Raw genomic sequence first — 11,215 nt, forward strand, 5'->3', positions numbered from 1 at the left:
AAATCCAGCGGGCCGAATCGGCGCGCGTCAGCCCGTAATCGAAGGCACCACCGCGTCGATCAGATGCGGCCCGGGTTCGGCGAAGCCTTCGCGCAGCGCATCGGCGAACTCCTCGGCGGTGCTCACCCGGCGGGCCGGCACCCCCATACCTTCGGAGATCTTGACGAAATCCATTGTGGGACGCGATAAATCAAGCAGATCCAGCGCTTTGGGACCGGGCGCGGACCCGGCACCGACGCGCTGCAGCTCGATCCGCAAGATATCGTAGGCGCTGTTGTCGTACAGCACGGTAGTCACGTTGAGGTTCTCACGCGCCTGCGTCCACAGCCCGGCAATCGTGTACATCGCCGACCCGTCGGATTCCAGGCAGAGCACCGGCCGGTCCGGGGCGGCCACCGCCGCACCGACCGCGGTGGGAATGCCGTAGCCGATCGCCCCACCGGTCAGCGCCAGCCAATCATGCGCCGGCGCCCCGGCGGTGGCCTGCGCCAGCAGCAGGCCCGAGGTGTTCGACTCGTCGACGACGATCGTGCGTTCGGGCAGCAGCGCGCCGATCACGTCGGCCGCCGACGCCGAGGTCAACGCGCCGGTCGGCAACTGCGGGCGCGACGCGGCGGCCAGGGGCGCAACCGCGCCGGACGCGATCTCGTCGGCGAGTGCGATCAGCGCGTCGGCCGCACCGAGGTAATCGGCGAGCACGTGCACCTCGCAACCCGCCGGTACCAGGTCGCTGGGCATATTCGGATAGGCGAAGAACGACACCGGAGATTTGGCACCGGCCAGGATCAGATGCTTGGCGCCGTCCAGCTGGGCCGTGGCGGCCTCGGCGAAATACGCCAACCGCTCGACGGCGGGAACACCGGCGCCGCGTTCCAGGCGCGTCGGAAAGGTCTCGCAGAGCCAGCGGGCCCCGGTTGCCTCGGCGATCCGCGCGGCGGCGGCCAGGCCGGGGCCGCGGGTCGCGTCACCGCCCACCATGATCACCGCCGGTTCTCCCGATCGCAGGACCTCCGCGACCTCGGCCACCAGCAGCGGGTCTGCACTGGCCGGCCGCGCGGGCGGTGTTGCGGCGGCTTGGGCGCCGTCCGACCAGGACGCGTCGGCGGGCAGGATCAGCGTGGAGATCTGTGAGCGGGCCCGGCTCGCCGCGATCGCCTCGGCGGTGTCGGGCGCCACGTCGGCGGCGGTAGCCGTGCGGCGCACCCATCCCGAGACGGTGCCCGCGAGCGCGTCGATATCGGATTCCAGTGGGGCGTCGTACTTTTTGTGATAGGTGGCGTGGTCGCCGACGACGACCACCATCGGCACATGCGCCCGGCGGGCGTTGTGCAGGTTGGCCAGACCGTTGCCCAATCCCGGCCCCAGATGCAACAACACCGCCGCCGGCCGATCGGCGATACGGGCATAGCCATCGGCTGCGCCCGTGGCGACACCCTCGAAAAGCGCTAGCACGCCGCGCATTTGGGGAACGGTGTCCAGCGCGGCCACGAAGTGCATCTCCGAGGTGCCGGGATTAGCGAAGCACACGTCCACGCCGCCGTCGACCAGGGTGTTGATCAGAGCCTGCGCACCGTTCACCTGATTGCCTCCAGTTTGAAGACCCGTTCGGCGTTGCCGTGCAGAAAGCCGTGGCGAGCCGCGTCGTCGAGCCCGAGTTCGTCGAGCCCGGCCAAAGCGTGCGTGGGGGTGATCATCGGGTAGTTGGTGCCGAACAAGACTTTGCGTTGTCCGGTACCGGTTTTCATGAACCGGATCAGTTCCTCCGGCAACCGCCGAATGGTGTATGCCGAGGTATCGATGTAGACATTCTCGTGCTTGCGCGCGACGGCCACCATCTCCTCGGTCCACGGATAGCCGACATGTCCGCACACCATCACCAGCTCAGGAAAATCCAGCGCCACCTGGTCGATGTAGGGAATCGGGCGCCCGGTCTCCGAGGGCCGTAGCGGGCCGGTGTGACCGACCTGGGTGCAGAACGCAACGCCGGCCTCGACGCACTCGGCGAACAGCGGGTAGTAACGGCGATCGGTGGGCGGTGCGTTCCACAGCCAGGGCACCACCCGCAACCCGACGAATCCGTCGGCGACCCGGCGCCGTAGCTCACGGACGGCGTGCATCGGGCGATCGAGATCGACGGTCGCCAGACCGGCAAACCGGTTCGGGTGCAACCGAACCCACTCGGCGACCTCGTCGTTGGAGATCAGGTCCTGACCGCTGGGGCCGTACCACGCACTGAGCAGCCCGAAGCCGACGTCGGCCGCGTCCATCGCCGCGACGGTGACGTCGATCGGGATATCGGCGTCCGGGATGGAACCACCGGTCCAGCGACGTAAGGACGCCAGCATGTCGCTGCGCAGGAACCGCGCAGTCGGGTGCTGCATCCACACGTCGATCGTCATCGCGATTCGACTGTACGGCCCGCAGCGGCAACCCAGAGCAAGCGCCTGGTCAAAGAGGCTCACAACTGATGTGAAACAACCTCGGAACTGCAATAGTGTTCGCAAGTTAATGTCGTCGCAGAGCCGACGGAGTACTCGACGAGGGCTGATGAAAATTCGTTTCCGTGTGCTGCGCGCGACCGTGCCGCTGATGCTGATCACCGCCGCCTGCGGTTCACCCTCACCGGGAGCTTCGTCGACCTCCGCTGCCGCCATCGACATCGCCACCACCCCACCGACGTCAAACGTGACGCTATCCGAGACCGGCTCCAAGGACCTCTACCCGCTGCTCGACGCGTGGGTCGCGGCTTATCACTTCAAGTACCTCAATGTCACGATCAACATCAGCCGCGCACCGGCCGCGGTCGGGATCTCGCAGGCCGCGGCCGGCGCGGTTGACATCGGCGCTTCCGGAGTCCGCCTGTCCGACGCTGACCTGGCGGCCCACCCAGGACTGATGAACATTGCGCTGGCCGTTTCCGCTGTGTACGTCCACTACAACCTGCCCGGCGTCACCGAGCACCTCAAACTGAATGGCAAAGTCCTTGCGGCCATGTACCGGGGCACGATCAAGACCTGGAATGACCCGCAGATCGCGGCCTTGAATCCGCAGGTGAGTCTGCCGGCGACCCGGGTCGTTCCGCTCCACCGCTCCGATCCCGGGACCAGCGACACCTTCCTGTTCACCGAATATCTGTCCAAGCAGGACCCCGAGGGCTGGGGCAAGTCCGAGGGGTTCGGCACCGCCATCGACTTTCCAGCGGTCCCGGGCGCGCTCGGCGAGACGGGCGCTCCGGGCATGGCGGGCATGGTGACCGGCTGCGCCGAAAATCCCGGCTGCATCAGCTATCTCGCCAGCAGTTACCACGAGCAGGCCATCCAGAGGCGGCTGGGCGAAGCCGAGCTGGCCAATGCCTCAGGGAATTACGTGCTGCCTACGGCTGAAAGCATCCAGGCAGAGGCGGCCGGGTCCGCCTCGCAGATGCCGGCGAACCAGGTGACCTCACTGGTCAACGGGCCCGCCCCGGACGGTTACCCGATCGTCAACTACGAGTACGCGATCGTCTACGCCAAACAGAAGGATCCTGCGGTGGCACAGACCATTCGGGCTTTCCTGAACTGGGTGGTCACCGAGGGCAGCACACCCAACTTCCTAGACGCGGTGCACATTTACCTTCGGCCGCTGGCGGATTCGGTCCAGAAGCTGTCCGAGGCCCAGATCGCCAAGATCGTCGGCTAGCTGAATCCTTCTCAGGCCTTCAGCGCGGCACGCGCACAAGCGTGTGTGCGTGCGACGTAGCCGCCCCCGAACAGCACGACATGCGCGAGCAGCGGGAAGAGCTGGTGCAGGCCGACGCGATCGCGCCAACCGGGTCGCAGCTCTCGCACCTGCTGGTAGCCCGCGAGGATGGCGTCGTAATGCGGGCAGCCGAACAGCGCGAGCATCGCCAGATCGCTCTCGCAATGCCCGGCGTGCGCGGCCGGGTCGATCAGCACCACGCCGTCCGGCGTCCACATCACGTTGCCGCCCCACAGGTCGCCGTGCAGCCGAGCCGGACGGTCGTCGTCGTCGAAATCGCCCGCGCGGCAACGTGTCATCACGGCCTCGATCGCCGCCCGGGCCGACCCATCGAGCCCGTCGGCGGCAAGCTCGAGCATCGGAGCCAACCGCTCTTCGGCGTAGAAGTCGCCCCAGCTTTGATGGCGGCGCAGCGACATCGGCAATGGTTGCGACAGCGGGCCGAAGAAGCCCGGGCCATCCCAGCCGTCGGGACCGGCGCCGAACGCCGGAGCACTCGCGTCGTGCGTGACGGCCAATCGGCCGCCGAAGACGTGTGCCGCCTGCGGATCCGGCCGCACCGATTCGAGTCGTCGCAGGGTCAGGCTCGTTGCGTCGACCGAAACGATCGGCGCACCGGGCACGCCGCCGTCGACCGCCGAAAGCCAGCGCAGCCCCGCCGCTTCCCAGGCGAAGTAGCCAACGGGCGCGCCGGCGTGCCGTTTGACGAAGTCGGTCAGGGTGTCAGGCAGTCGTCGCGTGAGCGGCGTGCACGTCGTCGGCCGGACGCGCCTCCGTCTGCTCTTTGGCCCAGCGATAGTCCGGCTTGCCGGCCGGTGAGCGCTTCACCTCGTCGACGAGCCAAAGACTTCGTGGCACTTTGTATCCCGCGATCTCGGAGCGCACGAAGCTGTCCAGTTCGGACAGCGACGGCCGGGTCCCGGGCCGCGCCTGCACGACGGCGGCGACGTGCTGGCCATATCGGGGGTCGGGCACGCCGACCACCAGGGCGTCGAAGACGTCGGGGTGTCCCTTGAGCGCTGCTTCGACCTCTTCGGGATAGATCTTCTCACCACCGCTGTTGATCGACACCGAGCCGCGGCCCAGCATCGTGACGGTGCCGTCCTCCTCGACGGTCGCGTAGTCACCGGGGATCGCGTAACGGACACCGTTGATGGTCTTGAACGTCTCGGCGGTCTTCTTCTCGTCCTTGTAGTAGCCGACGGGAATGTTGCCCTTCTTGGCGATGAATCCGCGGACCCCGGAGCCCGGCTGCACCTCGTTGCCGTCGTCGTCGAGGACGACGGTGCGGTGGTCGATCGTGACGCGCGGGCCGCCGCTGTGCGGGGCGTCCTTGGCGACGACGCTGGTGCCACCGAAGCCGGTCTCCGAGGAACCGATCGAGTCGGTGATGACTCGGTTGGGCAGCAGCTCGAGGAATTTCTCCTTGATGCTCGGGGAGAACAGCGCGGCGGTGGAGGCGAGCAGGAACAGCGAGGACAGGTCGTACGCCTCTTTCCCTTCCGCGCCTTCCTGCGCTGCCAGCAGTGCGTCGAGGAGCGGGCGCGCCATCGCGTCGCCGGTGAAGAACAGCAGGTTCACCTTGTGGTCGTGAATCGTGCGCCAGACCTGGTCGGCGTTGAATTCCGGTGCGAGAACGGTGGTTTGACCCGAGAAGATCGACATCCAGGTGGCCGACTGGGTGGCGCCGTGGATCATCGGCGGAATCGGGTGGCGGACCATCGGCGGGTTGGCCGCGGCGGCCTTGGCCAGGTCGTACTCGTCCTCGACGAATTCGCCTGTGGCGAAGTCGGTTCCACCGAACAGCACGCGGTAGATGTCCTCGTGGCGCCACATCACGCCCTTCGGGAATCCGGTGGTGCCGCCGGTGTAGAGCAGGTAGATGTCGTCGGCGCTGCGTTCGCCGAAGTCGCGCTCGGGTGAACTGTTCGCGATCGCGGAGTAGAACTCGACGCCGCCGTAGCGCTGGAAAGCGTCGTCTGGCACATCCGAGCCGTCCTCCACGACCAGGATGGTCTTGACGTTCGGAGTCTCGGGCAGCACGTTGGCCACCCGGTCGGAGTACTGGCGCTCGTGGACCAGCGCGACCATGTCGGAGTTGTCGAACAGGTAGCGAAGCTCGCCCTCGACGTAGCGGTAGTTGATGTTGACCAGGATGGCGCCGGCCTTGACGATGCCGAGCATCGCGATGACGATCTCGATGCGGTTGCGGCAGTACAGCCCGACCTTGTCGTCCTTCTTCACACCCTGCTCGATCAGGTAGTGAGCCAGGCGGTTGGCCTTCTCCTCCAGCTGGGCATAGGTCAGCTGTTCATCGCCGCAGATGAGGGCTACACGGTCTGGCACGGCGTCGATGGCGTGCTCGGCAAGATCGGCAATATTCAGGGCCACGGCCACCAAATTAGAACGTGTTACATTTCTTGACAAGTTCGTACTCGATGTGGAGGGAAAGGCGGTAGCCGTGGCCCCTGGTAATGAGCAAGCGCCAGCAAACGAGCCAACAGGGCCGGATGCGATCGTTGAGCAGCGCGGTCACACGCTCATCGTCACCCTGAACCGACCGCACGCCCGCAACGCGCTGAGCACCGAAATGATGGAAATCATGGTGCAGGCCTGGGACCGCGTCGACAACGACGACGACATTCGGTGCTGCATCCTGACCGGGGCCGGTGGCTACTTCTGCGCCGGGATGGACCTCAAGGCAGCAACCAAAAAACCGCCGGGCGAGTCATTCAAAGACGGCAGCTACGACCCGTCACGCATCGACGCCCTGCTCAAGGGTCGTCGACTGACCAAACCACTGATCGCGGCCGTCGAAGGCCCCGCGATCGCCGGTGGCACCGAGATCCTGCAGGGCACCGACATCCGCATCGCGGGCGAGAGCGCCAAGTTCGGCATCTCCGAGGCCAAGTGGAGCCTGTACCCGATGGGCGGCTCGGCCGTCCGGCTGGTGCGCCAGATCCCCTACACCGTGGCCTGTGACCTGCTGCTGACCGGCCGGCACATCACCGCCGCCGAAGCCAAGGAGATCGGCCTGATCGGGCACCTGGTGCCGGACGGCCAGGCGCTGAGCAAGGCGCTCGAGATCGCCGAGCTGATCGAGAACAACGGCCCGCTGGCCGTGCAGGCGATCCTGCGCGCCATTCGCGAGACCGAGGGCATGCACGAGAACGACGCGTTCAAGATCGACACTCAGATCGGCATCAAGGTGTTCTTGTCCGACGACGCCAAGGAAGGCCCGCGGGCGTTCGCCGAAAAGCGCAAGCCCAACTTCCAGAACAAGTAGCGCTCTCGCGCCGAACGTGCTCTCAGGGCGAGAAAATCGCCTAAATCCCGCCGTCAGAGCACGTTCGGCGAAGTGCGTCGCCGTCAGAGCACGTTCGGCGCCAACGCCTACGACACCGGCGCACTCGGGGTAAAGGTGACCGGCATCTTCTCCAGGCCGGACACGAAGTTCGCCGGACGCAACGGCAGCTGCGCGTCTGGAGACGCCAGCCGCATGTCGGGCAAGCGCTGCAGCAGGCGGGTCTGCATGATCGACAGCTCGAGCCGGGCGAGCTGGTTGCCGAGACAGAAGTGCGTGCCGAAGCCGAACGCGAGGTGGTTGTTCGGGTAGCGCTCGATATTGAAGCTCTCCGGGTCGTCGAACACCTTCTCGTCGAAGTTCGCCGACTCGAACAGCAGGATCATCTTTTCGCCCTCGTGCAGCGCGGTCCCGTGGAACTCGGTGTCGGCGGTGATCGTGCGTGCCATGTTCTTCACCGGCGCCGTCCAGCGCAGCATCTCCTCGATCGCGTTGGGCAGCAAGCTCAAATCGGCCGCCAGGCGCTGGTGCTGATCGGGGTGCTGCAGCAGTTGTCTGGTTCCGCCCGACAGCGTGTGGCGCGTGGTCTCGTCGCCGCCGATCAGCAGCAGCAGCACCTCGGTGACGATCTGATGGTCCTCCAGCTTCGAGCCTTCGACCTCCGCGTGCACCAGAACGCTGACCAGGTCGTCGGTCGCCTGCTTCTTGCGCTCCTCGATCATGCCCATCATGTACTGGCTATAGGTCGCGAAGGCCTCCATCGTGACCTGGACATCGGCCTCGGCCGCGGTGCTGCTCAAGGAACTGACCAGATCGTCGGACCACTTGAGGAACATCGCGCGTTCCTCGGGGCGCACACCGAGCATGTCGCCGATGACCGCCATCGGCAGCGGCGCCGCGAGGTCCCAGACGAAGTCACATTCGCCGCGTTCACACACCGCGTCGATCAGCGTGTCGCACAACGAGGTAATCGAGGCCTCCAGGTTCTTGACCCGCTTGCGGGTGAACCCGTAGTTGACGAGCTTGCGGCGCAACAGATGTTGCGGGTCGTCCATTTCGATCATCATCTCGACGCCCGGCTGGTCCGGTCGGATGCCACCGGCATTCGAGAACAGCTCGGGATTGCGCTCGGCCTCGATGACGGACTGATACGTCGAGGCTGCGGCCAGCCCGTTACGGTCTCGGAAGACCGGTTCGTTCTCGCGCATCCACTTGTAGACGGACCGAGAGTCACCAGCGTAGAAAGCGCCGTCGGTCAAGTCGACGTCGGGTTTGGTCTTCACATCGGGAAGGGTCATGAGATCTCCTGAGCATCGCCGAACGTCATTTGAACCTGGTCAGCAGAGCTGGACACCATCGCGCGCTTCGGAAGGCCGAGCGACGCAAGCTCTTTCGCGAAAGCGTGATCGCCCAGCCGGACGCTCACGCCCCCGAGCCGTGTCCGGACCCCGTCCAGAGTGTGCTCGAAGGCGGTCTCGCGGGTAATTCCGTCGCGGTGCGAGTAGCTGCGCTGCGCCTGCTGACGCGGGGTCAACCGAATCGGCAGACCCGGACGGAAGTCCATGCCGATCACCAGTTGCCCATCGACCGTGCAGTCGAACCCGAACTGGCGGCCATCACGAATCGTGAAGTCCGCCAAGACTTTCGGGTAACCCCAGATCTTCGTTCCCGCCTCCAGCGTGAACTCCTGGTCGACGGGCAGGTGATGAATGAACGCGCCGGCGTTCTGCAGGGCGCGCGGCCCGGTCGCGGTCGACCCGGGCGGGTTGACCATCACGCTGGTGCCGAACTCGTAGTACTGACCCAGGTCGCCGTCGATGTAGTGCATCAGCATCAGGACCACGATCGCGCGCCCGGGCAGGTAGCGGCAGACCCGCAGGCCGCTGTAGTCGATCAAGTGCTGGGCGGCGTCGGCGTCCACCGAGAACATCGCCATGTGCTGATTTGCCGTGCGGATCCTCACCGGCATGGTGAGGACGGTGCCCGCGATGGTGTGTTGCGACACAGTCATCCGGTCAATCTAGAACGTGTTCTTGACATGTAGCAAGAACTGTCTAGCCAAGCGTGGCGAGCTCCCGGACCTGCTCCGCGCTGCGGCCGGAGACGACCATCATCGTGACGCCGGCCGCCTCCCACGCCTTGATCTGCTTACGGACGTAGTCGACGTCGCCCACGATCGCGGCATCGTCGATGACTTCGTCGGGGATGATCTCGGCAGCCTTGTCCTTCTGGTTGCTGCGGAACAACTTGGTGACGTCGTCGACCACTTGCGCGTAGCCCATCCGGCGATACACATCGGCGTGGAAGTTGGTGTCCTCGGCGCCCATCCCACCCATATAGAGCGCGATGTAGGGCTTCATGGCGGCGAATGCGGCGCCGCGGTCCTCGGTGATCACGATGTTGGCCGTCGCGCAGATCTCGAAGTCCGCGCGACTGCGTCGCGCACCCGGCCGGGCGAAGCCCTCGTCCAACCACTCGTTATAGGTGTCAGCCATCCGCGGCGTGTAGAAGATCGGCAGCCAACCGTCGCAGATCTCGGCGGCCAGCGCGACGTTCTTCGGTCCCTCGGCGCCCAGCATGATCGGGATGTCGCGGCGCAGCGGGTGGGTGATCGGCTTGAGCGGCTTGCCCAGACCGGTTGCCGGTCGCCCGGGCCCCTCCTTCAACGGCAGCGGGTAGTGCGGGCCGTCGCTGGTCACCGGCGCCTCGCGGGCCCACACCTGGCGGATGATGTCGATGTACTCACGGGTGCGGGCCAGCGGCTTGGGGAACGACTGGCCGTACCAACCCTCCACGACCTGCGGCCCGGACACCCCGAGCCCGAGAATGTGCCGGCCGCCGGAGAGGTGATCGAGAGTGAGTGCGGCCATCGCGCACGCCGTCGGGGTCCGCGCGGACAGTTGCACGACCGAAGTGCCAAGCCGCACCCGTCGCGTCGACGAACCCCACCAGGCCAGCGGTGTGTAGGCGTCCGAACCCCATGCCTCGGCGGTGAACACGGCGTCGAATCCGGCGGCCTCCGCTTCGGCGACGAGCTCACCGTGGTTCTCCGGCGGCTGAGCGCCCCAATATCCCAGCTGCAGACCCAGCTTCATGTCTCCGCCTTTCCTGGCCAGAATGGACCCGACCACGACCCGATGTTGAAACGGTTCTTAGAACCTGTTCTACTCGATGGCGTGACAGCCACTTCGAGCGGCCCGACCACGATCGATCATTCCGAGCCGCCCCTCTCAGCGCCGTTAACTCTGGCCTTCGACTACACCCGTTCAGTCGGTACCACGCTCAGCAATTTCTTCACCGCACTGCGTGAGCGCCGCGTCCTCGGGGTGCGCGGATCGGATGGCCGCGTGCATGTGCCACCGGCGGAATACGACCCGGTCACCTACGAACCGCTGGGCGAGATGGTACCGGTCTCATCCGTCGGCACCGTGGTGTCCTGGACCTGGCAGCCCGAGCCCCTAGGGGGCGAGCCGCTGGACAAGCCGTTCGCCTGGGCGCTGATCAAACTGGACGGCGCCGACACCCCGTTGATCCACGCCGTCGACGCCGGCACCCCGGACAAGATCAAGACCGGCACTCGGGTGCATGTGCACTGGGCCGACGAGACGGTGGGCGCCATCACCGACATCGCCTGCTTCAAGCTTGGTGACGAAGAAGAACCGGTCCAGCCGCCCGCCGGCGACCAGGACCCGGTCACGATGATCGTCACGCCGGTCTCGCTGACCATTCAGCACACCGCCTCCCACGAGGAGAGCGCATACTTGCGCGCCATCGCGGAAGGCAAGCTGCTGGGCGCGCGCACCGGAAAGACCGGCAAGGTCTACTTCCCGCCGCACGGTGCCGACCCGGCCACCGGACAGCCCACGACCGAGTTCGTCGAGCTGCCGGACAAGGGCACCGTGACGACGTTCGCGATCATCAACATCCCGTTCCAGGGTCAGCGCATCAAGCCGCCCTATGTGGCTGCGTATGTGCTGTTGGACGGCGCCGACATCCCGTTCCTGCATCTGGTCGCCGACATCGACGCGCATGAGGTGCGGATGGGCATGCGAGTGGAAGCGGTGTGGAAGCCCCGGGAGGAATGGGGATTTGGCATCGACAACATCGAGTACTTCCGGCCCACCGGTGAACCGGACGCCGAGTACGACACCTACAAGCACCACCTGTAAAGGG

The 11,215-nt window shown here is 66.0% G+C and carries 10 protein-coding genes; 3 read left to right on the plus strand and 7 right to left on the minus strand.

Going from position 1 to position 11,215, the window contains the following annotated elements; genetic code table 11:
* Positions 1-27 precede the first annotated feature (27 nt).
* Together MJO58_RS24835 and MJO58_RS24840 are read right to left on the minus strand one after the other, a co-directional pair.
* Positions 28-1,578 (minus strand): acetolactate synthase large subunit, encoded by a 1,551-nt coding sequence (locus MJO58_RS24835; protein ID WP_239721313.1) that lies wholly within the window; start codon positions 1,576-1,578, stop codon positions 28-30.
* Entirely contained in the window at positions 1,575-2,399 is an 825-nt protein-coding gene (locus MJO58_RS24840) for an amidohydrolase family protein (RefSeq protein WP_090607115.1), read from the minus strand. Before MJO58_RS24840 ends, MJO58_RS24835 begins: the two co-directional genes overlap by 4 nt.
* Positions 2,400-2,547: 148 nt before the next feature.
* On the opposite strand from MJO58_RS24840, the gene pstS reads away from it, so the two are divergent.
* The gene (gene pstS / locus MJO58_RS24845; RefSeq protein ID WP_090607117.1) at positions 2,548-3,678 is read left to right on the plus strand and encodes a phosphate ABC transporter substrate-binding protein PstS; all 1,131 of its coding nucleotides are present in this window, start codon (positions 2,548-2,550) and stop codon (positions 3,676-3,678) included.
* An 11-nt stretch (positions 3,679-3,689) separates the two neighbouring features.
* Here pstS and MJO58_RS24850 read toward each other — a convergent pair whose 3' ends face one another.
* On the minus strand, positions 3,690-4,457 hold the full coding sequence (locus MJO58_RS24850) for a fructosamine kinase family protein (RefSeq protein ID WP_239723440.1): 768 nt from the start codon (positions 4,455-4,457) through the stop codon (positions 3,690-3,692).
* Between the two features lie 4 nt (positions 4,458-4,461).
* Positions 4,462-6,135, minus strand: coding sequence for an acyl-CoA synthetase (locus MJO58_RS24855; protein ID WP_090607122.1), 1,674 nt, complete (start codon positions 6,133-6,135; stop codon positions 4,462-4,464).
* Between the two features lie 64 nt (positions 6,136-6,199).
* Here MJO58_RS24855 and MJO58_RS24860 point away from each other — a divergent pair, with 64 nt between their 5' ends.
* The gene (locus MJO58_RS24860) at positions 6,200-7,024 is read left to right on the plus strand and encodes a crotonase/enoyl-CoA hydratase family protein (RefSeq protein ID WP_090609628.1); all 825 of its coding nucleotides are present in this window, start codon (positions 6,200-6,202) and stop codon (positions 7,022-7,024) included.
* Between the two features lie 107 nt (positions 7,025-7,131).
* On the opposite strand, the gene MJO58_RS24865 is transcribed toward MJO58_RS24860, so the two are convergent.
* Genes MJO58_RS24865 through MJO58_RS24875 form a run of 3 tightly spaced genes read right to left on the minus strand, consistent with a single transcriptional unit; the run spans position 7,132 to position 10,137 of the window.
* Positions 7,132-8,340: a cytochrome P450 gene (locus MJO58_RS24865; RefSeq protein ID WP_090607125.1), complete on the minus strand. Its 1,209-nt coding sequence runs from the start codon at positions 8,338-8,340 to the stop codon at positions 7,132-7,134.
* Positions 8,337-9,053, minus strand: coding sequence for an acetoacetate decarboxylase family protein (locus MJO58_RS24870; protein WP_090607128.1), 717 nt, complete (start codon positions 9,051-9,053; stop codon positions 8,337-8,339). Before MJO58_RS24870 ends, MJO58_RS24865 begins: the two co-directional genes overlap by 4 nt.
* Positions 9,054-9,096: 43 nt before the next feature.
* Positions 9,097-10,137, minus strand: a complete 1,041-nt coding sequence (locus MJO58_RS24875; RefSeq protein WP_090607130.1) for an LLM class F420-dependent oxidoreductase — start codon at positions 10,135-10,137, stop codon at positions 9,097-9,099.
* Between the two features lie 81 nt (positions 10,138-10,218).
* On the opposite strand from MJO58_RS24875, the gene MJO58_RS24880 reads away from it, so the two are divergent.
* Positions 10,219-11,211: a Zn-ribbon domain-containing OB-fold protein gene (locus MJO58_RS24880; RefSeq protein WP_090607133.1), complete on the plus strand. Its 993-nt coding sequence runs from the start codon at positions 10,219-10,221 to the stop codon at positions 11,209-11,211.
* Positions 11,212-11,215 lie beyond the last annotated feature (4 nt).

The sequence above is a fragment of the Mycobacterium lentiflavum genome, assembly GCF_022374895.2.
Lineage (GTDB): Bacteria > Actinomycetota > Actinomycetes > Mycobacteriales > Mycobacteriaceae > Mycobacterium > Mycobacterium lentiflavum.

Excerpts from the sequence above, each read along its gene's own strand:
- MJO58_RS24865 (WP_090607125.1), bottom strand. The coding sequence starts at position 8,340 with ATGACCCTTCCCGATGTGAAGACCAAACCCGACGTCGACTTGACCGAC.
- MJO58_RS24875 (WP_090607130.1), bottom strand. The coding sequence starts at position 10,137 with ATGAAGCTGGGTCTGCAGCTGGGATATTGGGGCGCTCAGCCGCCGGAG.
- MJO58_RS24870 (WP_090607128.1), bottom strand. The coding sequence starts at position 9,053 with ATGACTGTGTCGCAACACACCATCGCGGGCACCGTCCTCACCATGCCG.
- MJO58_RS24840 (WP_090607115.1), bottom strand. The coding sequence starts at position 2,399 with ATGACGATCGACGTGTGGATGCAGCACCCGACTGCGCGGTTCCTGCGC.
- pstS (WP_090607117.1), top strand. The coding sequence starts at position 2,548 with ATGAAAATTCGTTTCCGTGTGCTGCGCGCGACCGTGCCGCTGATGCTG.